Origin of the sequence: Phytoactinopolyspora endophytica (assembly GCF_004138495.1) — a bacterium.
GTDB lineage: Bacteria > Actinomycetota > Actinomycetes > Jiangellales > Jiangellaceae > Phytoactinopolyspora > Phytoactinopolyspora endophytica.
Genome location: NZ_RZHA01001801.1, coordinates 1 through 828, shown reverse-complemented (window position 1 = coordinate 828; position 828 = coordinate 1). Strand labels below are relative to the sequence as shown.

At 63.5% G+C, this 828-nt stretch carries 1 protein-coding gene; it reads right to left on the bottom strand.

The features are described from left to right. Window positions 1–774, bottom strand: a 774-nt coding sequence (locus ELR45_RS34245) for a type 2 periplasmic-binding domain-containing protein (RefSeq protein WP_129670264.1), incomplete at its 3' end; no start/stop codon positions are given. Window positions 775–828 lie beyond the last annotated feature (54 nt).

The window sequence follows — 828 nt, the reverse complement described above, 5'->3', positions numbered from 1 at the left end:
GGCGTACTTGCCGGCGGTCCACTGGCTTTTGATGGTGTCCGAGTCGCTGTTGATGGCGTCCTTGTTGATGATGCCGTCCTGGTAGTACTGCCGGATGCGGTGCAACGCGTCGACGGCGCCCTCGTCCTCCCAGAACGGAACGGGACGGCTGGAACCGGTGCCGGCGGCGTCGCGGGCGAAGACGAAGAACAACCCCCGGCCGGTGAACGCCTTGGCGATGGTGTGCGGGTCATCCCAGGAGGCGGCGTTGAGCATACCCGCCGGCACCGGCATCACATTCAGATAGCCGCTACCGGAGGCGACACCGAACGGGACAGTGCCGTCGTCGTTCTCCTTCACCGCGTAGAAGAACCGCTCCAACGTGTCGTAATCGGTGATCTCGGAGAATCCCAACTTGTCGGCCAGGTCCTGGCGCACCGCGAAATGCTGACACCGGCCCGCGCTGTTGACCTGCGGGATCCCCCACAGCCGGCCATCCCAGGAGTTGGACTCGATCAACCGGGTGTCCAACGACGCGGCCAGGTTCTCGTAGCTGCCCCACTCATCAGTGAGATCGGCCAACGCGCCGTCCTGCTGCAACTGGGCCATGTTCAACCACAACGCCTGCAACGCATTGTCGAAACTCTCACCGGCGGTGAACTTCAGCAGCGCCTGCTCCTGGTAGTTCGACCAGTTGATGAACTCGGCATTCAACGTCAGCCCGGTGTCGGCCTGCAACTTCTCATTGACCCTTTCCAGCACACCATTCCAACCCGTCGGCACAGTGCCAGGCATGATCGCGGTCACCGTACCGCCACCGCCACCGCTGCCCGACGAACCCGACCCCGA